The following is a 25173-nucleotide window of genomic DNA, read 5'->3' on the forward strand; positions in this document are numbered from 1 at the left end:
TGATGTCCTCCTTTCTTCCGGCGATTCCGTTATTATTATTTCAGATCCGTAATCACCAGCACTTCTTCCAGATGTTCAAAATCCACCACCGGAGTGATCGTACCCGATTTTGTCAGGTTGTTGGCGTCCGGATTGATTTCTTTTACATATCCGATCAATATCCGCGGCAGATACTTACTGCTGATAATCGATGTTACCACCTTGTCTCCCACATTGACCTTATTTTCTTTATCGGACAGTTCGCTGAACTGGATGATCCCATCGTTCATCAGCTGGAGATTTCCTTGCACAATACAGCGGTCGGAGGTGGTCTCAATCATGGCGCTGACATTTGTGGTATCGTCAATGATGGACCTCACGGTGGCGTAGTCAGGCCCCACCTCGGTGATGATCCCCACCAGGCCGCCGCCTGCGATAACATTCATGTCCACCGCAAGGCCGTCGTTGGTGCCTTTGTCAATCAGAAACTTATCGAACCAGTTGCCCGGGTCCTTTCCGATGATTCTGGCTCCGACTTTCTGGTAATCCGAATACTCGGAATCCAGCTTCACCAGCTCCCGCAGCCGCTCCAGCTCGAATTTGTCCTGCTGAAGTATCGTATTCTCCGCCGTCAGCTCGTCCACCTGCTGCTGCAGCTCCTGGTTTTTGGCCCGGACTTCTTTTAAATCCGCCAGATTCTCCTTCTTATCGCTGATCCACCAGCCAATCTGATTGATCCCTTTCTGGATCGGCACAAACACGTAGTTGGAAACCGTGCGAAGCGGCCCCGTAGCCATATCCGTAGTAAAGGTAAGCAGCATAAGCCCGATACAAAGCAGGGTCAGGAACAGCAGCAGATATTTACTTGGTATCGAAAATTTCTTTCTCTTTCTCATGAATAACCCCTGTCCGATTAATGATAAACCCTGGTCTGCCGTACAAAGTTCAGGGAACGCAGACTGTCATCGGCGATAATGGTCGCCAGCCCTCTTACCACGCTCTCTTCCGGCTCTTCCACGATATTGGCTTTCAGATTCGTCTCCTTGCGGATGAATTTGTCCAGGTTCCGGATTCTGGAAGAACCGCCGGTCACATATACGCCGTTGGCCACAATATCCGCGGCCAGTTCCGGAGGCGTCCTCTCCAGTATAATCTTGACGGAATCGATAATCGTATGCAGATGATCGGAAATCGCCTCGAAGATCAGGGAAGCCGGCACATCCACCTCCACCGGCAGGCCGGTTACCACGTCGATTCCATATGCCTTCGCGCTTGATTCTTCACAGTCCGTGGCGCACGCCAGCTGTTTTTTCAGATTCTCGGCAGTCTTGTCACCGATATAGAAATTATACTCCCGTTTCAGTACATTCTGGATATCCTCATCCAACTGGTTTCCGCCCACATGGATCAGGCGGCTGATCACGATTCCTCCCAGAGAGATAATGGCGATCTCGGTGGTATCCGCGCCGATATTGATAATCATGACGCCCTTGGCGCTCTTAACATCCACGCCCAGTCCCACGGCATCCGCCACGGCTTTTTCCACCATATCCACCTGTTTGGGTTTAAAATTGCTGTTTAACACCACATCATGAAACGCTTTCTTCTCCACTTCCGTGATATCGTTGGAGAAGGTCATGATAAATTCACTTCCCTTTAAATTGCCCTTTGAATGGCGGTTTAAAAATTTGGAAAGCAGCTGCTGCATCGCATTGATATTGGAAATTACGCCATTGTTCATCGGAAAGAACACGTTGATGTTAGCCGGCGCTTTTTCATACATTTCAAAGGCCTCATCCCCGATGGCAAACACATCCTTTTTATTGGCAATGGCTATAATATTCTTTTCTTTATAAATCTGGTCGGCATGGCGGTCGTAGATTTTGATATTACACGTTCCTAAATCCACTCCAAAAACATTGTTCGTCATTTTGCGTTAGTCCTCCTAAATAATTCCTCTTTCCTGTAAACTACAGTATTTTTGATCTCCTATAATAATATGATCTAACATGCGGATACCGATCAGTTCTCCGGTTTCTCTGATCCTTCTGGATATGTCCACATCCGCTTTGCTGGGAGACGGATCTCCGCTGGGATGGTTATGGACCAGAATCATATTGACCGCTCCGTAACGCAGTGCCAGAATAAATATTTCCCGTGGGGATACTAAAGAAGCATTGACGGTACCTTTGAAAATAACCTGTTCTCTCAACAAGCGATTTTTGGAATTCAGAAGCAGCACCATGAGATGTTCCTGCTCTAGATGACGGAAATCTTCCATATAATAATCCGCGATGGTAGACGGCCTTTCGAATCGAAGGCTCTCTGCCGCCGCTTTTTTGGCTATTCTTCTGGACAATTCGGCCACGCACTGTATTTGAATGGCCTTCACTTTCCCAATTCCCTTTATCTTCATCAAATCCTGTATTCCGACACGGCAGATTCCAAGAACCCCCTGTCCGATACCGGATAGCTGTAAAATTCGATCCGCCAGATCCAGACTGCGTTCCCCTTTGACGCCGCTGCGTATGATCACTGCCAGAAGCTCTGTGTCTGTCAGCGCTCCCGCGCCCAGAGCCAGGCATTTTTCGTAGGGCCTCTGCTCGCTGGGCATTTCCTTAACCGTTATGTTCTTTTTTTCCATATTCCATCACTCCTTAGCATTGTCTCTCTCCAATCGCGACAATACGGCTGCGCCGCTCCTACTAAGGGTTCTGACTGCTTATATCATCCGGTAAATTATAATTCCCAGAATGACACCGATAATGCTGGCTATCGTTATTTTAATATGAAGCCCGAACGTGATGACCAGAATCCCCAGATTCAGGATAATGGGACTGTCCAGTCCGAACTGCTGCCCATAATTCAGCCAGCTTAAGAAGGATACTCCTTCTGTCAGGGAGCCGATAAAGCCACCCAGTACAATTCCTGCCAGAATGAGCAGAAAACATGCCCACGCATTTTTACCTGCTGATGCTCTCATAAACCTTATCCTCCGATTTTTTATTCTAACACAAAACAGGATGCTTGTATATCTATAATTTCCTTAATAATTTGTTAAGCAAGAGGCTTATATCTTTGCGCAATGGCCTCCGCGGTTTTCATGCCGTCCATAGCCGCCGACGTGATTCCTCCCGCGTATCCCGCACCCTCGCCGCAGGGATAAAGTCCCTGTATTTCACTTTCATAAGCAGGGTTTCTGAGAATCCTGACCGGGGAGGAGGTGCGGCTCTCCACACCGGAAAGAATACTGTCTGGCCTTGCAAAGCCCGGTATCTTATTGTCGAACAGAGGCATCGCTTCCAGGATGGATCTGGATAACACCTCCGGAAGCACTCCCCGCAGATCCGAAAGCTTCCACTCCCCTTTGATGGAAGGCGCGATATCTCCCAGGTTCCGGCTCGGCTCGGCATCCTGAAAATCTTTCAGAAGCTGGACCGGCACCCGGCCCTCCCCCGCCATGAAGGCGGCTCGTTCCAGCCTCCGCTGAAATTCCACACCCCCGAGAATATCTGTGGAGCCAAAATCCTCCGGGGTAACCGTCACCACGATAGCGCTGTTGGCGTTACGACCGCCGCGGGCCTGGTAACTCATGCCGTTCACCGCCACAGCCCCCGGCTCCGAACCGGCATTCACCACATATCCGCCCGGACACATGCAGAACGAATATACACTGCGGCCGGTAGATGTGGACGCCGTAACCTTATAGTCCGCAGCCGGAAGCTTTCCCGACGCCTGGACCCCATACTGGGCCAGATCGATCATATTCTGGGGATGTTCCACCCGGATTCCCACGGCAAATGGCTTTGGCTGCATGGGAACCGCCAGTTCCTTTAACCGGGCAAAAGTATCCCTGGCGCTGTGTCCGATGGCCAGCACCACCAATTCGGCCGGAATGCGCCCGGTGCCGTTGACGGTCACGGAACAGATCCGATGATCCCTAATTTCCAGATCCGTCACTTTCGAGTGGAACCGGATCTCCCCGCCCAGGCGGATGATCTCCTGCCGGATATTTTTTACCACGGATTCCAGAACATCGGTGCCGATATGAGGCTTGTGCTCGATCAGGATATCCGGCGACGCCCCCGCTTCCGTGAAGATCTCCAGGACTTTCCGGCTGCGGCCGGCATGATCTTTGACCAGGGTATTCAGTTTGCCGTCCGAGAAGGTTCCTGCTCCGCCCTCCCCGAATTGGACATTGGACTCCGTGTCCAGCACTCCGGTCCGCCAAAACCGTTCCACTGCGGTCTTTCGTTCCTCCATACCGGCTCCCCGTTCCAGGACCAGCGGCTGATATCCATGTCCGGCTAACAAAAGGGCGCAGAACAACCCGGCCGGGCCGCTCCCGATTACCACCGGCCGGGTTGCCAACGGCTGCTCTCCGGATGACGGGAACTGATACCGCTGTTTTTTTACCAGGGTCAGGTTTTTGCTGTTCCTCTTTTTCAAAAACTGCTGTTCCTTTGGGATCTCCACATCGACGGCGTAGACATAGAAAATGTCCGGCTTTTTTCTGGCATCGATGGAGCGCCTTACGATATGGTAATTCTTTATCTGTCCCGGAGGCAGCTTCAATGCGTCGGCGACTGCCTGCCGAAGCATTTCCGGAGTATGGCCGATGTCTAATTTTAACTGTTGAATGCGGATCATGGCTGTTCCTTTCTCTGCAGCCGGCCTCCGGCCGCGCTGGTTCCTGCTATATAACCGCTTGTCCAGGCCCACTGCAGGTTATAGCCGCCGCAGGCTCCGTCGATATCCAAAAGTTCTCCCGCCAGATACAGGCCCGGAACGATTCCGGACTCCATGGTGCCGGGGTCGACTTCCCGCGTATCTACCCCTCCGGCGCAGGTCTGGGCCTGGTCAAAGGAATTGGTTCCGGTGATATCCACCGGATATGCTTTTAACAGCAGGATCAGCTTCATCATGCCTTCCGGCGAAAGCCGGCCCACCGGCTCAGACGCCTTAAGCCCTGCCTTAATAAGCAGCACCTCTGAAAGCTTCCCGGGCAGCATACCGGTGAAGAACTGCCCCATCCGCTTATAGGATATCTGTTGGATCCGCTGCTTGAAAAACGTCATCAGATTATCCGCCGTAAACTCAGGAAAGAAATCCAGCCATACCTGGACCTTTTTCTGCTGTTCCAGCGCCTCTGCGGCAAACCGGCTGACCTGAAACACCGGGATACCGGATATCCCATATCCGGTCAGCTGTACCTCTCCCTGATCCGAACAAACAGAAGTGTCTTCCACCCGCAACGTCACTTTCGCTTCCGCGCGTATGCCGGCGAGCTTCTGAAACTCTTTCCCGGCCGCTTTGAGCTGCACCAGCGCCGGCAGCGGCGTTATGATCCGGTGTCCCAGCTGCTCGGCCAGCGGATACCCGCTGCCGTCGGAACCGGTCTTGGGAGCCGCCTTTGAACCTGTACACAGGATCAGGGCGTCGGCCGGATAGGTCCAGCTTTCCGTTTCAATCAGGAAGCGCTGGTCTTTTTCATTACCCGCACCTGTTCTGTCATTTACATGTATAGACCGTACGACGGAATTACAGGATATTTTTACATGCTGATGTTCATTTTCCGCCATCAACACCTCCGCCACATCAGCGGCCTGATCGGAATGCGGATATAGATATCCGTTTCTGTTTTTTGTATAGATCCCAAGTTCCCCGAAAAATTTAACGGTATCCGCCATGGAAAACTTTCTCAATGCCTCCATGGCGAATTCCGGATGCGTCCCTCTGTAATGTTCCGGTGATTGGTCGGTATTTGTCAGATTACACCGGCCGTTGCCTGTTACGCGAATCTTTTTTCCGATCTGCGGCGTATGTTCCAGGATGGTTACCTGCGCGCCTGCGCGCGCCGCCGCGATGCCTGCCATCAGCCCGGATGCTCCTGCACCCACGATCACGACTTTTTTCATAGGCTTACCACTCCCGCGTCGATCAGCTTCTGCAAGGACATCAGAATGCCGAATTTGGCATGGGGCCATGTAAGCCCTCCCTGGAAGTAGACCGCGTAAGGCGGCTTGATGGGCCCATCCGCGCTTAATTCGATGGAGGAGCCCGACACAAACGCGCCCGCGGCCATGATCACATCACTGTCATAACCGGGCATCGCCCAGGGTTCCGGCGTCACATGGCTGTCCACCGGCGCTGCGGCCTGTATCCCTTTGCAGAACGCGATCACGCCTTCCGGCTTTCCAAAGGTAACCGCCTGTATAATATCATGCCGGCTCTCCCGTGCATTGGGCACCACAGAGAATCCAAGCGCCTCGTAGACATTGGCGGCAAAAACAGCCCCCTTTAACGCGCTGGCTGTGACTGTGGGAGCCAGAAAGAAGCCTTGGTAAAAAGAATTCAGTATGCCAAGCGTCGCTCCGACTTCCTTGCCCAGCCCCGGTGAGGTCAGACGGTACGCACAGTTTTCGATCAGCTCCTGCTTTCCTACAATATAGCCGCCGATAGGCGCCAGGCCGCCGCCGGGATTCTTAATCAGAGAACCCACGCACAGATCCGCTCCCACATCGGTGGGCTCTGTCGTCTCCACGAATTCCCCGTAGCAGTTGTCCACCATGCAGATTACGTCCGGCTTGATCCCTTTTACAAACCGGATCAGCTCGCCAATACGCTCCACCGATAACGTGGGCCTGGTCTGATAACCCTTGGATCTTTGAATAGTCACCAGCTTTGTCTTCTCATTTATGGCGCTGCGGATATTCTCATAGTCAAAGCCGCCGTCCTCCAAAAGATCCACCTGCCGGTACGTGATTCCATACTCCGCCAGGGAACCTTTGGAGGGCCGGATTCCAATGACCTCCTCTAACGTATCATAGGGTTTCCCAACCGGAGAGAACAACTCATCTCCCGGACGCAGGTTCGCCGCCAGCGCCACCGCCAGCGCATGGGTTCCGCAGGTCAGCTGCGGCCGCACCAGGGCGCTTTCCGTATGAAAAGCAGACGCGTATACTTCCTCCAGCGTATCCCGTCCCAGGTCGTTATATCCATACCCGCTGGTGGCGGCAAAGCACGCTTCGCTTACCCGGTGCCGCTGCATGGCCTTTATCACCTTCAGCTGGTTATATTCCGCATTTTTGTCGATCTGCACAAAACGTTCCGTCAGGGTCTCCTCTATCTTCTTCCCAAATTGATATACTTGCGGGCTGATGCCCAGCTCTTTATAGATTGCTTCTGTCATTTTTCTTTTCCTTTGTTTCCCTTTCCTGAGTAGCCTATAGGGGACATGTCCATTTTGATTTGGGACATGTCCATTCCGGTTTGGGACATGTCCATTTTGGTTTGGGACATGTCCATTCCAGTCTGGGACATGTCCGTTTCAGTTTGGACATGTCCCAAATTAAGCATGAAGTCAAGAATTCTGTCTTCATCGTAGTCAAAATCCGGTTTATTAACCCAGATCACGTCCCGCTCCCTTTTGAACCAGGTAAGCTGACGCTTTGCAAAATGCCGGGTATCCCGTTTGAGAATATAGACCGCGTCTTCAAGCGTGCATTCTCCGTCGAGGAAGGCCAGAATTTCCTTGTAGCCCAGGCCCTGCATGGAAACCATGTCTTTCGTGCAGCCCATGGCTTTCAGGGCGCGGACCTCGTCCACCAATCCATCCGCCAGCATCTCATCCACCCTGGAATCAATCTGCCGATAGAGTTTCGCCCGGTCATCATTCAGCACAAAATAGGAAAACCGGTAAGGGGACTCCTTCTGCCTTTCCGCCTGATTGTGAGCGGATATGGGCTGTCCTGTCTGCCGGTAGTATTCAAGCGCCCGGATAACGCGCTTTATATTATTTTCATGAATGATACCAGCCGATTCCGGATCTACTTCGGCCAACTGCCTGTGCAGATACGACGCCCCTTTTTCCTGGGCCAGCGCTTCTAATTCCTCCCGCACAGACGGATCTTCTCCGTTTTCGGTAAAATCAATATCATATAAAACAGCCTGGATATAAAATCCGGTACCTCCGGTAAGGATCGGTATCTTCCCCCTGTCATAGATCTGTTCCATAGCTTCCCTGGCCAGCTCTTTGAATTTTACCACATGAAATTCTTCAAAGGGGGACAAGACATCGATCAGATGATGAGGCACTCCCTGCATTTCTTCCACTCGTATTTTTGCGGAACCGATGTCCATATGCCGGTATACCTGCATGGAATCCGCAGATATGATCTCTCCGCCGACCGCCTTGGCCAGACGTATGGATAAACGGGTTTTCCCCACCGCGGTCGGACCAGTCAGAATTATGAGCGGCCGCTTCATGCTGTCACCTTCTGTCTTAATATTCTTTGTTTCATCATTTTTGCCTCAGACAATTCTCTTAAATTTCTTTTCCAGCTCATATTTGGACATGGAAATAATCGTCGGCCTTCCATGCGGGCAGTTATAAGGATTCTCAAGCTCCAGGAGCTCGTCAATCAATGCTTTGGCCTCCGCCTCGGATAAAACCTGTTTTCCTTTTACCGCGGCTTTGCATGACATGGACGCGATCTTTTGGTTGATCATATCGGCTTCCATCGTGATATGAAAATCCGCCAGTCCGTCGATCAGCTCCACCAGCAGGTCTTTGTGCGCGATGCCGAACAGGTTGTCCGGAACCGCCCTGACGGAGTATTCATTGCCGCCGAAGGGTTCGATCTCAAATCCGATCTGTGTGAAATAGTCCTGGTACCGCTTCAGCAGCTCTGCTTCCTGCATCGTAAGCGTCAGAATGATCGGCGGGCTTAACAGCTGGGATGTAAACTCCCTGGAAGCAAGGCTTTTCATAGTTCTCTCATACAATACCTTCTCATGGGCCGCATGCTGGTCAATGATATACAGATGATCCTTAAACTGTACCAGCCAATAGGTCTCAAACAGCTGGCCAATGATCCGGTGCTCCATCCTGGAGTCCTTATCCAGCAGGCGGTGTTCGAATAATTCCAATTGTTCCGCTGCCGCAGCACTTTCAGCAATCGCATCCGCTCCACTCTTATCCTCTGCGCTTACCGTTTCTTCCCGGCCCTTCGCATCCGTCCGTCCATAATCACTTTCCTCCCGGATAAATCCCGGACCGGCATCCGGTGTTTCCTTTTCAGCCTGGCCATCCCCGTATAAATCGCTCGGCTGGGGTCCTTCTGCCGGAATATCCCCGTTGCCTGCTCCCGGATCATTGATCTGCTGAACCGGCCGTATCTGTTCATAGAGCCGCTGCGTCTCCATCTGCGCCTCATGATTCGCCAGCACGCGCCTGCGCATTTCCTCCATAAAGTATTCCAGATTCTTCTGGCCTGCGCCGCCATTCACAGCCTCCGGCTGGGGCTGCCGCCCATTATCTAAAGGATTGCCCTGTCTTTGCCCTTCATATTCCGACCCGGATAAGTTTTTCGCATCCGGCGCATTCGGCGCATCCGTTGCTTCCGCTGCCGTTACCCCGGGGGCGCCGCCCCTCCTGGTCAGCCGCAGATCCAGCCTCTCAAACCCCATTTGATTAACGGCAGCCGTTTTACCCGGCATCTCTTTTCGCCCGGCTGCCGCTGCCCGTTCCTCCGCGATCAGCCCCCCTGTTGTCCGATCCTCTGCTGTCCGCCCCTCTACCGTCCGATCCTCCGCTGCCTTTTGTTCCGCTTTGCCAACATCCAGCGTCACCTCCGGTATCAGCTCCCTGCCGGCCAGCGCATCCTTAAGCGTCCGGACGATCAGCTGATACATCTCCTCCTGATTGGAAAAGCGCAGTTCCATCTTAGTCGGATGCACATTGACATCCAGCAGATCCCCTTCTATGGTAAAATGCAGGACGGTAAACGGATATTTGTGCTGCATCATAAAAGTTTTGTAAGCGTCCTCGATCGCCCTGGATATGATCTGGCTCTTAATATACCGCCCGTTGATATAATAATTTTCGTAATTCCGATTGCCTCTGGATATGACCGGTTTGCCGATGAATCCCCGGATCTGCACGGCAGCGTCCCCGGCGTCGACCGCGATCAGTTCGGACGCGATCTCTCGGCCATATACACCGTAAATAATGTCCTTCAGGTTTGTATTTCCGGAAGTATGCAGACGCACCTGTCCATTATTAATAAATTTAAAAGAAATGTCCGGATGAGACATCGCCAATTTGATCAGCAGGTCGTTGATATAACCGGCCTCCGTCATGGCGGCTTTCAGAAACTTCTTCCGGGCCGGCGTATTATAGAAAAGATTTCTGACCAGAAATGTGGTCCCGTCGGGAGCTCCCACTTCCTCCAGACTGACTTCTTTTCCCCCTTCGATGATATAGCGAACTCCCGTGGCTTCCGAAGGAACCTTAGTCACCAGTTCCACCTGGGCAACCGCGGCAATACTGGATAAAGCCTCGCCCCGAAACCCCAGGGAATGAATCGTCATCAGATCCTCCACCGCCCGGATCTTGCTGGTGGAATGCCGAAGGAATGCCGTCGGCACCTGGTCTTTCCCGATACCGCTTCCATTATCTGTGATCCGGATGAAGCTTATGCCTCCCTCTTTGATCTCTACCGTTACCGAGCTGGCTCCCGCATCGATGGCATTCTCCGCCAGCTCCTTGACTACCGACGAAGGCCGCTCGATCACTTCGCCGGCCGCGATTTTGTCAATTGTATGTTGATCTAATACTTCTATTCTACCCATATTTTCCTCCCGTGGCGCAAGACTTCCTACCACCGGTTTTTAATCTTGTTCTGCAGGCGGTAAATGGTATTTAACGCGTCGATGGGCGTCAGGGTGCTGATATCGATATCCCTCAATTCCAGGATAATGTCATCGTCCCGGACCGTATCAAACAAAGACATCTGTTCCACGTCCATCGAATGAAGGGATTCCGAAATAAATCCGCCGGAACTGACGGCGATATCCCTGGCCTTCGCCGTAATATCGGCGTCGCTTAACTCCTCCACCAGTTCTTTTGCCCGTTCGATGACCAGATCCGGCACACCGGCAAGCTTGGCCACCTGGATTCCGTAACTCTTATCCGCGCCGCCTTTGACGATCTTGCGCAGGAATACGATGTCGTCGCCCTTTTCTTTTACCGCGATGCAGTAATTGTTCACATTGTTCAATTTTCCTTCCAGCTCCGTCAGCTCATGATAATGGGTGGCAAACAGCGTCTTTGCCCCCAGAAGCTTCGGATTGCTTATGTATTCCACCACGGCCCACGCAATGCTCAAGCCGTCGAACGTACTGGTTCCCCGGCCGATCTCATCCAGGATCAGAAGGCTGTCCGAGGTGGCGTTTCTTAAAATGTTGGCGACCTCTGTCATCTCCACCATGAACGTGCTCTGCCCGGACGCCAGATCATCGGACGCGCCGACCCGGGTAAAGATCCGGTCCACGATCCCGATATTGGCGCTTTTGGCCGGCACAAAGCTGCCGATCTGGGCCATCAGCACGATCAGCGCCGCCTGCCGCATATAGGTAGATTTCCCGGCCATATTCGGCCCTGTGATAATGGATATTCTCTTGTCCTTGTGATCCAGGTACGTATCGTTCGGAATGAACATATCGTTGGCAATCATCCGCTCCACAACCGGATGCCTGCCGTCCTTGATATCAATGATCCCCTTCTGATTCACCTTCGGACGGACATAATGATTCCGTTCCGCCACCAGCGCTAAAGAGGCGAATACATCGATCTTCGCGACGGCCCGGGCCGTGGTCTGGATCCGCACGACTTCTTGTGCAATCCTGTCCCTTACCTGGCAGAACAGGTTATATTCCAGCACCGTCAGCTTATCCTCCGCCCCCAGGATCATATCCTCCAGCTCTTTTAGTTCCGGGGTAATATAGCGCTCCGCATTTGCCATTGTCTGCTTTCGGACAAAATAATCCGGCACCATGTCTTTATAGGAATTCGTAACCTCCAGATAGTAGCCAAATACTTTGTTAAACTTTATCTTTAAATTTTTAATTCCGGACTTTTCCTTTTCCCTGGCTTCCAGGTCGGCCAGCCAGTTCTTCCCCTCGGTCTTGGCATGTCTTAGCTTGTCTACCTCTTCATTGTAGCCGTCCCGGATTATCCCGCCCTCCCGGATCGTGATCGGAGGTTCCTCCTGGATCGATGATTTCACCAGATCGTACAGATCGCTCAGCTCATCAATTTCCTCGTAGATCTCCTGGAGCAGCGGCGCCTGCAGATTTTTCAGCAGGAACTTAATATGCGGCAGCATATACAGGGAACCGGCAAAGGCGTTTAAATCCCTGGGCCCGGCAGTTTTATAGCTGATCTTGCTGATCAGCCGTTCCAGGTCGTAGACCGGATTCAGGTACTCCCGGATCTCTTCCCTGGTAATCGCGTTTTGGTTCAGTTCTTCGATGGCGGACAGCCTTTTTTCGATCTCTTTTCCATTGATTAAGGGCTGCTCTATATAACTGCGCAGCATGCGGGCTCCCATGGCTGTTTTCGTTTTGTCCAGCACCCACAGCAGCGACCCTTTCTTCTGTTTTTCCCGCATCGTTTCTACCAGCTCCAGATTTCTCCTGGTGGAACTGTCGATCACCATAAATTTCCCGGTGGCATAGGGGGTCAGGGTAGTCATATGCTGAAGCGTTGTCTTCTGCGTCTCATAGAGATACTGCAACATGGCCCCCGCGGCGATGACGCCGCAGTCATAGTCCTTTAATCCCAGCCCGTCCAGGCTTCCTACCCGGAAATGCTCCTTGAGCACCCGGATACATTTCTCATCGTCAAAATACCAGGCATCCTGGGAATATATCGTGATGCCTAACCGGTTCTGCAGATCCTCAAGATCCATTCCGCTGACGTAAAATGAGTCGTTGCAGATAATCTCCGACGGCATATATTTATGGATCTCATCGATCAGTTTCCGGTCCGTATCCAGTTCCGTCACCAGAAATTCTCCGGTGGTAATGTCGGATACCGAAACTCCGTATTTCTCATCCAGATAAACAATGCACATCAGATAATTATTCTTCGACTCATCCAAAGTCTGGGTATTAAAATTCGTTCCCGGCGTCACGATGCGGACTACTTCCCGTTTCACCAGGCCCTTGGCCATCTTAGGGTCCTCGACCTGCTCGCAGATCGCCACTTTGTATCCTTTTTTTACCAGTTTCGTCAGATACCCTTCCACCGCGTGGTAGGGTATCCCGCACATGGGAGCCCGTTCCTCAAGGCCGCAGTCCTTCCCCGTCAGGGTGATCTCTAACTCCCTGGAAGCCGTCAGCGCGTCCTCAAAAAACATCTCATAAAAATCACCCAATCTATAAAACAAAATACAATCCTGATACTCTTCCTTCGTCTTAACATACTGCTGCATCATCGGTGTTAATTCTGCCATCTGTGAAACCTTCCTTATCTTCGCGTATTATCCGTTTTATTATAGCACCTGATTTACCGGAACACAACAACCTGATTTCAGGGAAAATCCCACCACTAGATGTTGGGTTACGCAAGGGATCGCCATACACAATTGAAAAACGGGATGATTCCGTGCCACAGGCGTCGGTGCCGCACCTGTGGCTTCCGGAGTCAATCCCGGTTTTTCCTACAGCTTTATAGTTTAGAACAGATGATTTTGGGCCCATTGCTCAAACTCGGCAACGGGCAGGGGCTTTGCATACAGATACCCCTGGATCAGATCGCAGTGTAATTCTTTCAGGACATTTAGTTGTTCCTGGGTCTCGATTCCTTCCGCGACCGTTTTTATGTTCAGATTTTTGGTCAATTCCATGATACACGCCAGGATGTGCCGGCTTTTGGGATTCGTGATGTCCTGGGCAAATTTGCGGTCCAGCTTGATGGTGTCGATATCAAATTCTTTCAGTAATCCAAGAGACGAAAAACCGGTGCCGAAATCATCCAGGGAGCATAAAAATCCAAGTTGATGCATGGTCTTAATGTTATCCTTTACGATTTCGATTCTCTTGTCGTCGAAAAATACGGACTCCGTCAATTCCAGCTCAATCATACCATCCGTTATCTGATGTTTTCGGGCAATATCGGACAGATGCGGCAGCAGTTCCGGATTCTTAAAATGCTGTCTAGACAGGTTGACCGAGATCGGGATAACCGGCTTATGATTGTCGATCCATCGCTCTATCAGGATGCAGACTTCCTCGAACATATAATTGTCCAGCCGGCAGATATTTCCGTTTTTTTCAAACAGAGGAATGAATTCGGAAGGGTAGATCATTCCCTGCTTCGGATGCTGCCAGCGGACCAGGGCTTCGGCCCCCAGCAGGCGGCTGCTGTACGGACACACCTTGGGCTGAAGGTAAACCTTGAAATCATGATTTTGTATGGAAATATCGAACAAGTCATTCAGTTCATGTTCCCTTTGCAGCTTCCTGGTTATCTCGGAATCATAATAGACGACAGGCTGCTGCGCATGGTATCTTTGCTGAAAACAAGCCGTCTTTGCCCTGTCCTGGATCAGCGTAATCTCCATGGACGGCTGGTCTACCAGGTAAGCTCCCTGAGAGATGGCCAAATAATAGGGTTCCTCCCTGTTTTGATTAAAGGAGTTCACATCCTCCAGTATCCGGTCCATCCTGGACTGGATACGGTTTCTGTCCGATTCTTTCAGGCAGAGGAAAAAGTTATCGGCCTCCCCGCGTGCGCACAGCTCGTCCTCCTTAAGATTTCTCTTTAACACTTGTCCGATATAGCGCAGGGTAGCGTCCCCGGAAGGACTTCCGAAATTTTCATTGATTAGTTTAAAGTCTTTCATATTCAATGCTATTAATGTGTAAGTACCTGCGGGGGCCTTCTGCAGCATTTCCTTGCATCTAAGTTGAAAGGCCGCATTACTCATACCGCCGGTTACGGTATCTTCAAAGGCGATCAGCTCCAGCGTTTTTCTGTGGTTTCGGAACGTATTGGTTATGATCAGCAGGGACAACGCAAATACCATAATAATCCCTGCAGTGATCAGAAAGGTTCTGGTCACATACCGGTCCGTATCCCCGGTGATCAGATCCGCCGGAACTAACGTCAGCAATACCCAGTCATAGGGTTCCAGATTATTATAGGAAAGAATCAGTTCGGAGCCGTTAAGAGCTGTGAAGGTAAACACCCCGTCCTGATGATTTCGCATATTGTCCCGCATCTGATATATGGACTGCAGTTCTCTTTGATGGGTTTTCGTTTCCTGGGTGAAAATATGATCCAGTCTTAAAAAGGGATCCAGATCCGTGGGCGAGATAATCACATTTCCCTCGCAGTCTGCAATGCAGGTCAGGCTTTTCCCGTCGAAGCTGTGAGGCTGGATTAATTTTTGCATATTGGATTTGCTTCGTATCCCGGACAGGGCCCCTATCACCTTCTCATCCATATAAAAAGGAACCGAATAAAGGATGTTCTGCCCGTCCAGAAAAGAAACTCCATTTTTACCGTTGAGAGCATCCTGTACTCCGGAAAACTCCTGCAGATTGTCTATGTGATCTCCGGTCGAATAGCTTTCTCCGGATCTGGAACTTATAATCAGGGAATCAAATTCCAGTAATCGGGCCTTCCAGTTTAAAAAGTTTTTTAAATCCTCCGCCCCCTGATATTCATAAATTTTTCGCGCACTATCTTCCAGCGACTTCATATCCTGGGTGATTTTCTTCAATCTTGCCCCAATATCACTGGTCAATTGCAGGGATACATCTTCTACATAACTCTCCGTCTTACGGGAAATAATATAATTAAGTTCTGCCGCATTCCAGACCGTAATGACAGACATGGCCAGAATGACCACGGTCAGAGCTATGACTGATATTTTTACTTTCTTCATAACTGCTCCTGTATAACTCCATTCTCCAATCATATTGATTTCTGGTTTTCGACAAATATTATTTTAGCAAAACAAAAACCGACAGACAAGATCATATCTGTGTACGTAAGCATATAGCTTGCTGCCATTTTTTATGTTATATTAGAAAAATGGAGGGATTACCATGCAGGACAAAAGAACTTTATTTGATTATCTGTACCAAAATTTGCGAAAGCAGATTCTAACCGGGCAATTCGCCTATGGCAGCGCGCTTCCGTCCATGAGCCAGATCTGCGAAATTTACCATGTTGGTATACGCACGGCCAAAGACGTGCTGCACGCGTTGAAAGAGGAAGGGCTGATCCGCACACAGGAACGAAAGCCGGCGGTCGTCATTTATCAATGTACACAAAACGGTACCGTCCCCTCTTCCATTCCTTATATTTTAAGATGCCGGACTGCCATTGAAGACGCATACCGGACGTTAGAAATCATCATGCCCATTCTATTATCTTTTTCCGTCTCGGTCAGTGATGTGCGGAGCATGGAACACTACGCTTACGCGCTGGCATACTCCAAAAAACCGCATTCCAAAAATGACTGGCGTACCGCGAATTTTCTGTTGCACGATGTGCTGCATGCGTCTGGGAATCTGCTGTTCACCGAATTGTATTCCAGTCTGCAGGTAGACGCCCACGCGCCGTTTTTTGCGGCATACGGCTCGCCCTCCGGCATATCGGATTTGCAGAATATACAAGGATATATGACTGCGGTCATAAATGCTTTAAATAAAAGCGCTCCTCAGGATACCAAGCGCTGTTTCCAGGATATTTACCGTGAGATCACCGCTTATATTCTTTGCCGGCTCGAGGAATTTTCTGTGCGCTTTCCGAATGTGAAGGCAGATCCCAAAATCTCCTTTGTATGGCATGCAGAGCGGGGCCGGGATCACTATTATACTCAGATCGCCCGGGATCTCATCAATAAAATAGGGACCGGCGAATATCCATCCGGTTCCTATCTGCCCGCAGAAGCCATGCTGGCAAAACAATACGGCGTGTCCGTGTCCACGGTCCGCAAAGCGCTTTCCATGCTGAATCAACTGGGCTTTGGCCAAACCATAAATGCCAAAGGAACTTTAGTTCTTATGCAGGATGATCAGGCCACCTTTCACTGTCTGAAGGACAAAACCTTCCGGCACGACACTTTGCTCTATCTGAGCGGACTACAGCTCATGGCCCTGCTGATCGGGCCTGCCGCGCTGCGCGTCTTCGACCGCATCACGCCCCGGGAAATAAACGCCCTGAAGGACCGCTTCGCGCAGCCGCAGTCGATACCCTTAAAGCATATTTTTACCTGTATCATGAACCATTTGGATTTGCAGCCTTACCGGACTATTTTAAGTGAAATCAACAAATTGCTGTTATGGGGCTACTATTTCTCTTTCTACAGCGGCAAAAGCGATAGTACGAACCAGCTGAATCTAAACAGCCTGAAAGCGTTTCATTGTCTTCAGGCCGGGGATGCGGATGGCTTTGCTTCCGGCCTCTCCTCCTGCTACTGCCATATCCTGACAGTGGTCCGCAGTTTTTTAATCAAATACGGGCTGCCGGAAGCGGCATCGCTCCGGACACCGCCTGTTTTTACTCCGTGAGTCGAAAAGATAAGCGAATTAAACAAACCGGCCTTATATTATTTGTGTATATATAATATTGTTTATACATGAACAATATTATATAATATACCTATCAAAGGTCCAGAAAAAATAAATAGCAGGAGGGTTTGTTTAATGAAAGGAAAAGTAAGAATTTTAGCAGCTGCACTCATTATTATTGTTTTAGGCTCACTCTTATCCTACGGAATTGACACAAGCTTCGGTACTGTAAAGACTCAGCGTTTACAACTCATGGATGATGATGGTTACAACGTCTCAGCAAACCTCTACGTACCGGACTCTGCCTCTGTGGCTCCCGCTCCGGCCATGATTATCTGTCCCGGCGGGGACTGTCCCTCCGATATCGCCAGCCCCTGGGCAACCGAGCTTGCCAGACGCGGCTATGTGGTAGCGGTCGTGGATTATTCCGGGTGCGGAGATACCGAGGTGAATCCCGCGCAACAATACTGGACCAATAATGGCTCGATGGAATTAGACACCATCTACGATTATCTGGCAACTCTCGCATTTGTGGATTCTGATCAGATTGGAGTCGGAGGGCATTCCATGGGTTCTTTGTACAGTTACCGACTCTCCACGAAAAGGCCGGTCTCCCTGGTAATCTCCGATGTTATTTACAACGATGCGCTTCCGGAATATGACTTTAATTTTGTCCAGATCTCAGCAGAACACGATGAAGGCATTCTGGCCAGACTCACAGATTTTGATGAAATCTATCAGGATGAATTCCTGACTGCGGTATTCGGTACCGATATCATCGAACCGAATAAGCTCTATGGTTCCTGGGAGGACCGAACTGCGAGAATCTTCTATCCGCTCAACCAGACCCATCAGGACGATATGATATCCGGTCCGTTCATCCGGCTGGAAGTACAGTCTGTGATGAATTCTATGGAGGCTCCGAATCCCATATCGGAAAATGATCTGATCTATGGCTGGAAAGTAGTCGGCCTTGCTGCGGCTATAATCGGTCTGGTCATGTTCTTATTCAGCCTGGCCGGTATCCTGTTAGATTCCAGCCTGTTCTCCAGCCTGAAATTAAAAGCAGAACAGGCTCCTGCCGGTTTTGCATACAAATCAAAGGGCTGGTGGATCTGCGCGTTGATTCTCACCCTGATACCCCTTGCCTTTTTCTTTCCCGGAACCGCTGTCGGCAACAAGCTTTCTTCCAACCGTCTGTTTCAGTTGGGCACCACGCCTAACGGCTATGTGGTCTGGACCCTTTTTTCCGCGGTTGGACTCCTGGTGTTTTTCTTGATTTACCATTTCAAATTCGGAAAAAAACAGGGAGGCAGCTTGAGTACATATGGCTTTTCCTGTGCGGACAATGAAAACAAGTTCCAATTATCCTACCTCGTGAAGTCTGCGGTATTTGCAGGTATTCTGTTTATGAGCGCTTATTTCATTCTCCTTTTGATATACCGTTATTCAAACACAGATCTGCACATATGGACCTTAAGTATCCGTCCCTTCAGCCCGCAGAGAGCCGCAGCCTTGCCCTGGTACTTCCTTGTGTTACTGCCGTATTTCTCCCTCTTTTTACTCGCCGGCAACTGCCTGAAATTTAAAGATGATATCACGCAGGGTAAAGGACTGGTAAAATCCGTGCTCATCGGCACAATCGTCGGTCTGGTGGGAATGACTGCACTGTTTGTTGTTTACCAGGTGATTCTTCGGTTCGACAAGCCCTTTTATACCGGACATTTTGCACATTTTTACATGGATCTGCTTTCTAACGTAATTCCGCAATTCGGCGTAGCGACCGCGCTGGCCCTGTACATAAGAAGAAAAACCAATAGCTTCTATGCCGGAATCATGATTGGCGCTGCGATCATCGCCTTTTGTATGGTCAGTACCAACTGTCTGGCCATGATGATTTCCTAAGAAGAATTTTGACAAAAACAAAGGGGGTGGTATATACTTGTAAAGAGGTACTTGCTTATGAAACAGAATTGGAAGGGGCGGTACGGCGACCTTGTCGCCTCCATCGTCCGGTTTAACAATATCGCCGCAAGGAATTCTACCCTGCAGACGAAATATGAGGAATACGGATTCAGCTTATCTGCGCAGGAATGGCAGGTTCTGGAATATCTTCTGGAACACCCGGACAGCCATGCTCCCATGGCTTTTATTTCACAGCAGTTAGGAATTGCGACCAGCACTCTGACGAAGTACTCCGCAAAACTGGTCAAACTGGGACTGGTAGAAAAGTATAAAACGGCGGATAACCGAAAAAATATCATTCTGCGCGCAAGCCGGATGGGGGAACAGTTTTATTATCAGATGGTTGACCGGTTTATGAAGTCTAATTTTGAAGATTTTTTTAAATCTTTAGCTTCCCTTAGCGACGAGCAGCTTACAAATCTGACGGAAGGAATCGGTTCTCTGGCCGGCCAGTTGGCCACAGACGAAGGCGACTCCAGGAATCTGATCCGTATTGATTAAATAATTATAGAATATTCTGAATCTCTGAATCAAAGAAAATGCAGCGGCAACCGCATAGGGTTTGTCGCTGCATTTGTTATCTTTTTATTGCTTTCCTGATTTTCTTCTTCCGGCTTACAGCATTTCTTCCAAAGTCGTTCTCACGGCTTTGATAAATCCTTCGCTGCTCAACACGGTCGGATTCTGGATGCTTGTGATCAGCGCCAGATCCTTCGTCATTTTGCCGTCCTCGATGGTCTTGATGCAGGCCTTCTCCAGCCGGTTGGCGAACTCTGCTAACGCCGCATTGCCATCCAGCTCGCCGCGCTTACGAAGGGCTCCTGTCCAGGCGAAGATCGTAGCCACAGAGTTTGTGGAAGTCTCTTCTCCCTTCAGATGCTTATAGTAATGTCTCTGAACCGTTCCGTGAGCCGCCTCATATTCAAAATATCCGTCCGGGGAAACGAGTACGGAGGTCATCATGGCCAGCGAACCGAAGGCGGAAGATATCATATCGCTCATAACATCGCCGTCATAGTTCTTGCAGGCCCAGATGTATCCGCCTTCCGACTTCATGACACGGGCTACCGCGTCGTCGATCAGCGTATAGAAATATTCAATCCCGGCCGCATCGAATTTTTCCTTATATTCTTTATCAAAGATCTCCTGGAAAATATCTTTGAAGGTATGGTCATATTTTTTGGAAATCGTATCTTTCGTGGCAAACCACAGGGTCTGTTTCGTATCCAGCGCATAGGTGAAGCAGCTTCTGGCGAAGCTTTCAATGGATTTGTTCAGATTATGCATTCCCTGGATGATTCCAGGACCGTCAAATGCATGAATCAATTCCCGTGTCTCGGTTCCATCTGCTGCCGTGTATACTAACTCTGCCTTGCCCGCTGCCGGAATCTTCATTTCCGTAGCTTTATAGACGTCGCCGTAGGCATGTCTGGCAATGGTGATGGGTTTTTTCCAGTTCTTCACGCAGGGTTCGATTCCTTTTACCACGATGGGTGCGCGGAATACGGTGCCGTCCAGGATCGCACGGATCGTGCCGTTCGGACTCTTCCACATCTCTTTTAAGTTGTATTCTCCCATTCTGGCCGCGTTGGGCGTGATGGTGGCGCATTTTACCGCCACACCGTATTTCTTGGTGGCTTCGGCGGAATCGAAGGTTACCTGGTCGTCGGTCTCATTTCTGTGCTCCAGTCCCAGATCATAGTATTCTGTGTTCAGCTCAATGAACGGGAGTAATAACTCGTCTTTGATCATCTGCCACAGAATCCGGGTCATTTCATCTCCGTCCATCTCAACCAACGGAGTCGCCATTTTGATTTTTTCCATTACTCATCCTCCTAGTTATTGCAGTCTTTATTCTCCCGGGAGTGCCGTATTGTTCCTGCCATGCTCAACCGAGAATATTTTCCAGACCGTATTTGCTGATATTTTCCATGGTGTTCATGATATGCTCGTTTGCCAGGCTCTCCGCCTGCTTTTCATCCCTTGCCCGGATCGCCTCCACGATTTTGCGGTGCTCCTCGTTGGACTTTAGCGCCCGTTCCGGGGTCGCAATGGATATCTTACGAACACGCTGGACATAATGATGAAAATCCGAAAGGACATGATCCAGGATTTTACTGCCCGACGCATCGTACAGCAACTGATGGAACCGGTTATCCAGCTCCAGCACCTGGTCATAGTGTTCTTTTTCCGCGTGAAATTCCGACAGATAGATATTTTCTTCCAGCTCGCCTAACTGCTGTTCCGTGATGAATTCCGTGGCCCACTTGGCGCACAGCCCTTCCAGATAGGAACGGATCACATAGATATCCTTGACATCCTTGATGGTGATCCCGGTCACATAGGCTCCCTTGTTGGGGATCAGATTGACCAGGCCCTCAAGCTCCAGCTGCCGGATCGCTTCTCTGACCGGGGTTCTGCTGACCCCCAATTCCGTAGCGATGGCTACCTCCCGAAGCTCCTCGTTCTGTTTGTACTTGCCGCTTAAAATATCTTCGCGAAGCTTATGGAACACTCTTCCACGGAGAGAAAATTTATCCGTCACTTCTTTTTGCACATCGTATTCACTCAAATCGGATCCTCCTATCGATTATAAAACAATCCCCAACTCTTTACAAGCATTAGTGATAACAACCACCAGCTCATTGTCCGTGATTACAGTGACGCGGCCGGAATCATACTCGGCGTCCACCCACTCTTTTACCTTCGCTACCAGTGCGGAGTTCTTATCCACCTGCCGTTGGTCTTTTAATTTATAATAGGTATTGATCCAGTGGGCGATCCCCGCCAGGCCCGATGTGTTGGATACCGCTACTAACGCCGGCCGGTTCAGGAATTTTCCGGTATCGAAGATATTGTATATCTCTTCATTTTTCAGCAGGCCGTCCGCATGGATACCGGCTCTGGTCACGTTAAAGTTCCGGCCTACAAAGGGGGTCCGGGAGGGAATGTGGTAATCGATTTCCTTTTCGAAATATTCCGCCATCTCCGTTATCACGGTAGTATCCATGCCATCCAGGGTTCCGCGCAGCTGCGCGTATTCAAATACCATCGCCTCTAACGGCGTGTTCCCGGTGCGCTCTCCGATTCCGAACAGGGAACAGTTTACGCCGCTGGCCCCATAGAGCCAGGCCGTGGTGGAGTTTGATACCGCTTTATAGAAATCGTTGTGTCCATGCCATTCGATCAGCTCCGAAGGGACGCCCGCGTGGGTGGTAAGCCCGTAGATGATGCCCTGTACGGACCGGGGAATTACGGCGCCGGCGTAGTTCACCCCGTATCCCATCGTGTCGCAGGCCCTTACCTTGATCGGAATCCGGTATTCTTCCATCAATTTCATCAGTTCCACACAGAACGGAATGACAAATCCGAAGATATCGGACCGGGTGATGTCCTCCAGATGGCATCTGGGGCTGATCCCTGTCTCCAGGCACTCCCTGACAATGCTCAGATAATGTTCCATCGCCTGCTTTCTGGTCATTTTCATCTTATAGAAAATGTGATAATCGGAACAGCTGACCAGGATTCCCGTCTCCTTCATGCCGATCTCTTTCACCAGTTCAAAGTCTTTTTTATTGGCCCTGATCCAGCTGGTGACTTCCGGGAACCGGTAGCCTCTCTCCATGCATTTGTAGACCGCGTCCCGGTCCTTCTTGCTATACAGGAAGAACTCGCACTGGCGGATGATTCCGTTGGGGCCGCCCAGCCGGTGGAAATAATCATATATCTTCACGATCTGTTCCGTGGAATAGGGCGCCCTGGACTGCTGTCCGTCCCGGAAGGTGGTGTCTGTGATCCAGATCTGCTCCGGCATATTGTGCGGCACGATCCGGTCGTTAAAAGCGATCTTCGGGATCTCGTCATAGGGGAATAAATTTCGGAATACGTTCGGCTTATCTACGTCCACCAACGGATAGATATGCTCTTCCAACTGAAGCAAATTCGTGTGCTCATTCATTTTAACCGGTCTGTTGTCCATAATCGCCACTCCTCTTTTTTCTTTTTCACCTGCGTTGCTATAATTTACCATCAAATTAAGTATCATTGTATACAATAATACTCTTCGTGTCAAGTGAATTTTTCGTAGAAGGACCGGAGGATGAGGGGATGAGGAGGAGGTCCGAAGCAGAGGCGGACGTAACGGGTCCAAAATCGCTTCGGCCGGACCTAAGAACGGGTAACTCCGAAGAGGGCGAAACCTCCGATTAGCAGGACCCGGGGCAAACTCGCCAAAATACGGCTCAGACAGTGCCCCGGGTCCTGCGAGGTTTCGTCCTCTTCTGCGTAACCCGTTCTAAGGTTCGGCCTCAAGCGATTTTGGACCCGTTACGTCCGCCTCTGCTTCAGCCCTCCTCCTCATCCCCTCATCCTCCTACACTGGTGAATACACAGGTGAAATTTGAGGATTCGTGTTATTTGCCTAGATCGCTGCTTCTGTCGTGGTAGGATGTATGTAGCATTTCTTCTGCCAGTTTGCTTAAGGGGCGGCCGTAGAATTCTTTGTATAGTTTTTGAAGCTCCGGATTATCGTGGCTGTTGCGGAGGTTTAGCTGGGTATCGCGGTTGTACAGGCCGTCTATGCGGTTTTGGCGCAGGCCGTCGCCTTTAAATAAAGTGCCTTTGGGCTGGCCGCCGCCTCCGATACAGCCGCCAGGACATGTCATTACCTCTATGAAATGATAGCTCTGGTTTGTCTCTTTCCATTGGTTTATGAATTCGGTGGCGGCTTTGGTGCCGTAGATGACGGCTACCTTTAACTGTAAGTCCGCAATGGTTACGGTGGCTTCTTTTACCGCTTCTAATCCGCGTACCGGCTGAAGATTTAGGAAGTCTTCCGGGACCGCTTCTTTGGTGATGTATTCATAGGCGGTGCGCAGGGCCGCTTCCATTACGCCTCCCGTGTTTCCGAAGATCACGCCTGCGCCGGAAGCTTCACCCATCAGGCGGTCGTAATCGGAATCTTCAAGGGAGATAAAATCGATGTCTTCTTCTTTTGCCCATTTGGCTAGTTCGCGGGTGGTGATGACATAGTCCATGTCCCTTACATTGTTTAGGCCCAGATAGCCGGAGGCTGCGTTCATCTCTTCCCGGCGGATCTCAAATTTTTTGGCTGTGCAGGGGGTTACCGCGACGTTGACGATTTTTGACGGATCCAGGTTCATCTGTTTGGCAAAGTAGGTTTTTATGGTCGGTCCCTGCATGCCGATGGGACTCTTCGAGCTTGACAGATGGGGAAGCAGATCCGGATGGTAGGTTTCCGCATATTTTACCCAGGACGGACAGCAGCTGGTAAATTGGGGCAGGGGCGCTTGCTGTTTCGTGATCCGCTCAATCAGTTCGCTGGCTTCCTCTACCACAGTCAGATCGGCAGCAAAATTTGTGTCCAGCACATAGTCGCCGCCGAGTTTTCTTAAGAGGGCTACCATTTTTCCCTGTACAAAGCTTCCGTCCGGCATGGCAAATTCTTCTCCAAGTGCAATACGCACGGACGGGGATGTACTGAATATGACGATTTTATCCGGATCTGCTATGGCTTTCCTGACATCCGGATATTCGTAGGTTTCCGTGATGCTGGATACCGGACAGACATTCGCACATTGTCCGCAGTTGATACAGACTGCCTTGTTATTTGTATCCTCCAGACGGTACGTGTTATGAACGCCGATATAGCTGCTGCATATCTCCCGGCATTGCCCGCATTTGATGCAAAGGGACTCTTCTCTTTGAATTGAAGGATTGTCTGTTTCAATCGGGACACGTACGCTCATTGGTAAATGATTCATTTTGTTCCTCCTTAGTTGATTTCCTATAGTTATCTGGGTCTAAATAATAGTAATTATTACCATTATTAATATA

Annotated in this window: 18 protein-coding genes; 3 read left to right on the forward strand and 15 right to left on the reverse strand. The window is 50.2% G+C overall.

The window, feature by feature from the left end; genetic code table 11:
- Positions 1-35 precede the first annotated feature (35 nt).
- The 11 genes from mreC to KTH89_RS02295 all read right to left on the reverse strand — a co-directional run bounded on the left by mreC (position 36) and on the right by KTH89_RS02295 (position 15719).
- Positions 36-875: a rod shape-determining protein MreC gene (gene mreC, locus KTH89_RS02245; protein ID WP_158344350.1), complete on the reverse strand. Its 840-nt coding sequence runs from the start codon at positions 873-875 to the stop codon at positions 36-38.
- A 17-nt stretch (positions 876-892) separates the two neighbouring features.
- Complete coding sequence (gene mreB, locus KTH89_RS02250; RefSeq protein ID WP_158344349.1) at positions 893-1909, reverse strand: rod shape-determining protein; 1017 nt, start codon at positions 1907-1909, stop codon at positions 893-895.
- 15 nt (positions 1910-1924) lie between these two features.
- Positions 1925-2623: a RadC family protein gene (gene radC / locus KTH89_RS02255; RefSeq protein WP_158344348.1), complete on the reverse strand. Its 699-nt coding sequence runs from the start codon at positions 2621-2623 to the stop codon at positions 1925-1927.
- Positions 2624-2701: 78 nt separating this feature from the next.
- Positions 2702-2962, reverse strand: coding sequence for a DUF4321 domain-containing protein (locus tag KTH89_RS02260; RefSeq protein ID WP_158344347.1), 261 nt, complete (start codon positions 2960-2962; stop codon positions 2702-2704).
- Between the two features lie 74 nt (positions 2963-3036).
- Positions 3037-4629, reverse strand: a complete 1593-nt coding sequence (locus KTH89_RS02265) for an NAD(P)/FAD-dependent oxidoreductase (RefSeq protein ID WP_238720461.1) — start codon at positions 4627-4629, stop codon at positions 3037-3039.
- The gene (locus tag KTH89_RS02270; protein ID WP_238720462.1) at positions 4626-5897 is read right to left on the reverse strand and encodes a BaiN/RdsA family NAD(P)/FAD-dependent oxidoreductase; all 1272 of its coding nucleotides are present in this window, start codon (positions 5895-5897) and stop codon (positions 4626-4628) included. The genes KTH89_RS02265 and KTH89_RS02270 overlap by 4 nt, the downstream gene beginning before the upstream one ends.
- Positions 5894-7171, reverse strand: coding sequence for a methionine gamma-lyase family protein (locus tag KTH89_RS02275; protein WP_238720463.1), 1278 nt, complete (start codon positions 7169-7171; stop codon positions 5894-5896). The genes KTH89_RS02270 and KTH89_RS02275 overlap by 4 nt, the downstream gene beginning before the upstream one ends.
- The gene (gene miaA / locus KTH89_RS02280; protein WP_238720464.1) at positions 7168-8247 is read right to left on the reverse strand and encodes a tRNA (adenosine(37)-N6)-dimethylallyltransferase MiaA; all 1080 of its coding nucleotides are present in this window, start codon (positions 8245-8247) and stop codon (positions 7168-7170) included. Before miaA ends, KTH89_RS02275 begins: the two co-directional genes overlap by 4 nt.
- A 45-nt stretch (positions 8248-8292) precedes the next feature.
- Complete coding sequence (gene mutL / locus KTH89_RS02285) at positions 8293-10614, reverse strand: DNA mismatch repair endonuclease MutL (protein ID WP_238720465.1); 2322 nt, start codon at positions 10612-10614, stop codon at positions 8293-8295.
- A 26-nt stretch (positions 10615-10640) separates the two neighbouring features.
- On the reverse strand, positions 10641-13280 hold the full coding sequence (mutS, locus tag KTH89_RS02290; RefSeq protein WP_158344341.1) for a DNA mismatch repair protein MutS: 2640 nt from the start codon (positions 13278-13280) through the stop codon (positions 10641-10643).
- Positions 13281-13502: 222 nt separating this feature from the next.
- The gene (locus KTH89_RS02295; protein WP_238720466.1) at positions 13503-15719 is read right to left on the reverse strand and encodes a bifunctional diguanylate cyclase/phosphodiesterase; all 2217 of its coding nucleotides are present in this window, start codon (positions 15717-15719) and stop codon (positions 13503-13505) included.
- Positions 15720-15882: 163 nt separating this feature from the next.
- On the opposite strand from KTH89_RS02295, the gene KTH89_RS02300 reads away from it, so the two are divergent.
- The 3 genes from KTH89_RS02300 to KTH89_RS02310 all read left to right on the forward strand — a co-directional run bounded on the left by KTH89_RS02300 (position 15883) and on the right by KTH89_RS02310 (position 19818).
- A complete protein-coding gene (locus tag KTH89_RS02300) occupies positions 15883-17352 on the forward strand; it encodes a GntR family transcriptional regulator (protein WP_238720467.1) in 1470 nt (489 codons plus the stop codon).
- Between the two features lie 135 nt (positions 17353-17487).
- Positions 17488-19257, forward strand: coding sequence for a prolyl oligopeptidase family serine peptidase (locus KTH89_RS02305; RefSeq protein WP_238720468.1), 1770 nt, complete (start codon positions 17488-17490; stop codon positions 19255-19257).
- 57 nt (positions 19258-19314) lie between these two features.
- Complete coding sequence (locus KTH89_RS02310; RefSeq protein ID WP_238720469.1) at positions 19315-19818, forward strand: MarR family winged helix-turn-helix transcriptional regulator; 504 nt, start codon at positions 19315-19317, stop codon at positions 19816-19818.
- Positions 19819-19932: 114 nt separating this feature from the next.
- Here the strand turns inward: KTH89_RS02310 and KTH89_RS02315 are convergent, their stop codons facing one another.
- The 4 genes from KTH89_RS02315 to KTH89_RS02330 form a co-directional block, all read right to left on the reverse strand.
- Entirely contained in the window at positions 19933-21141 is a 1209-nt protein-coding gene (locus KTH89_RS02315; protein ID WP_238720470.1) for an NADP-dependent isocitrate dehydrogenase, read from the reverse strand.
- 64 nt (positions 21142-21205) lie between these two features.
- A complete protein-coding gene (locus tag KTH89_RS02320; protein ID WP_158344337.1) occupies positions 21206-21889 on the reverse strand; it encodes a GntR family transcriptional regulator in 684 nt (227 codons plus the stop codon).
- A gap of 18 nt (positions 21890-21907) precedes the next feature.
- Positions 21908-23296 carry a beta/alpha barrel domain-containing protein gene (locus KTH89_RS02325; RefSeq protein WP_158344336.1) on the reverse strand — a complete coding sequence of 463 codons (1389 nt, stop codon included), beginning with the start codon at positions 23294-23296 and terminating at the stop codon, positions 21908-21910.
- Between the two features lie 433 nt (positions 23297-23729).
- Positions 23730-25100, reverse strand: coding sequence for a [FeFe] hydrogenase, group A (locus KTH89_RS02330; protein ID WP_158344335.1), 1371 nt, complete (start codon positions 25098-25100; stop codon positions 23730-23732).
- Positions 25101-25173: the final 73 nt, after the last annotated feature.

Source organism: Diplocloster agilis, from assembly GCF_019042275.1.
GTDB lineage: Bacteria > Bacillota > Clostridia > Lachnospirales > Lachnospiraceae > Diplocloster > Diplocloster agilis.

What these genes read in the sequence shown, in the direction of transcription:
- mreC (WP_158344350.1), bottom strand. Translation starts at nt 875, where the DNA reads ATGAGAAAGAGAAAGAAATTTTCGATACCAAGTAAATATCTGCTGCTG.
- mreB (WP_158344349.1), bottom strand. Translation starts at nt 1,909, where the DNA reads ATGACGAACAATGTTTTTGGAGTGGATTTAGGAACGTGTAATATCAAA.
- radC (WP_158344348.1), bottom strand. Translation starts at nt 2,623, where the DNA reads ATGGAAAAAAAGAACATAACGGTTAAGGAAATGCCCAGCGAGCAGAGG.
- KTH89_RS02260 (WP_158344347.1), bottom strand. Translation starts at nt 2,962, where the DNA reads ATGAGAGCATCAGCAGGTAAAAATGCGTGGGCATGTTTTCTGCTCATT.
- KTH89_RS02265 (WP_238720461.1), bottom strand. Translation starts at nt 4,629, where the DNA reads ATGATCCGCATTCAACAGTTAAAATTAGACATCGGCCATACTCCGGAA.
- KTH89_RS02270 (WP_238720462.1), bottom strand. Translation starts at nt 5,897, where the DNA reads ATGAAAAAAGTCGTGATCGTGGGTGCAGGAGCATCCGGGCTGATGGCA.
- KTH89_RS02275 (WP_238720463.1), bottom strand. Translation starts at nt 7,171, where the DNA reads ATGACAGAAGCAATCTATAAAGAGCTGGGCATCAGCCCGCAAGTATAT.
- miaA (WP_238720464.1), bottom strand. Translation starts at nt 8,247, where the DNA reads ATGAAGCGGCCGCTCATAATTCTGACTGGTCCGACCGCGGTGGGGAAA.
- mutL (WP_238720465.1), bottom strand. Translation starts at nt 10,614, where the DNA reads ATGGGTAGAATAGAAGTATTAGATCAACATACAATTGACAAAATCGCG.
- mutS (WP_158344341.1), bottom strand. Translation starts at nt 13,280, where the DNA reads ATGGCAGAATTAACACCGATGATGCAGCAGTATGTTAAGACGAAGGAA.
- KTH89_RS02295 (WP_238720466.1), bottom strand. Translation starts at nt 15,719, where the DNA reads ATGAAGAAAGTAAAAATATCAGTCATAGCTCTGACCGTGGTCATTCTG.
- KTH89_RS02300 (WP_238720467.1), top strand. Translation starts at nt 15,883, where the DNA reads ATGCAGGACAAAAGAACTTTATTTGATTATCTGTACCAAAATTTGCGA.
- KTH89_RS02305 (WP_238720468.1), top strand. Translation starts at nt 17,488, where the DNA reads ATGAAAGGAAAAGTAAGAATTTTAGCAGCTGCACTCATTATTATTGTT.
- KTH89_RS02310 (WP_238720469.1), top strand. Translation starts at nt 19,315, where the DNA reads ATGAAACAGAATTGGAAGGGGCGGTACGGCGACCTTGTCGCCTCCATC.
- KTH89_RS02315 (WP_238720470.1), bottom strand. Translation starts at nt 21,141, where the DNA reads ATGGAAAAAATCAAAATGGCGACTCCGTTGGTTGAGATGGACGGAGAT.
- KTH89_RS02325 (WP_158344336.1), bottom strand. Translation starts at nt 23,296, where the DNA reads ATGGACAACAGACCGGTTAAAATGAATGAGCACACGAATTTGCTTCAG.
- KTH89_RS02330 (WP_158344335.1), bottom strand. Translation starts at nt 25,100, where the DNA reads ATGAATCATTTACCAATGAGCGTACGTGTCCCGATTGAAACAGACAAT.